This window comes from Sulfitobacter sp. UBA4523 (genome assembly GCF_002388305.1).
In the GTDB taxonomy this organism is placed as follows: Bacteria; Pseudomonadota; Alphaproteobacteria; order Rhodobacterales; family Rhodobacteraceae; genus Sulfitobacter; species Sulfitobacter pontiacus.
The window spans coordinates 1,417-1,664 of the sequence record NZ_DGMH01000056.1 but is presented as its reverse complement, the minus strand read 5'-3'; the positions used below and the strand labels follow the sequence as shown (position 1 = coordinate 1,664).

At 60.9% G+C, this 248-nt stretch carries 1 protein-coding gene; it reads right to left on the bottom strand.

Translation table 11 applies throughout. The annotated features are described in order from the left end of the window. Window positions 1-248 (bottom strand): lytic murein transglycosylase (locus B3849_RS13990; protein WP_286780309.1); only part of this gene is annotated, 248 nt, incomplete at both ends.

The window sequence follows — 248 nt, the reverse complement described above, 5'->3', positions numbered from 1 at the left end:
TTCCACTGTTTGATCACATTGAAGTTGGTTTGCCCTTCCTGATAGCCGGCACCGGGTTGCCAGCCTTTCTGACGCAGGAAGTTCGCGGTCGAGGCCAGCGCGTCGGTCTGGTTGTAGAAATCAACGCGGCCGTCGCCGTTACCGTCCACCCCATAGCGCAGGGCATTGCCGGGCAGGAACTGGGTGTGGCCAAGCTCGCCATGTTTCGCGCCTTTGGTGCCGCCGTTGATCGCGCCGGTATCAACCAG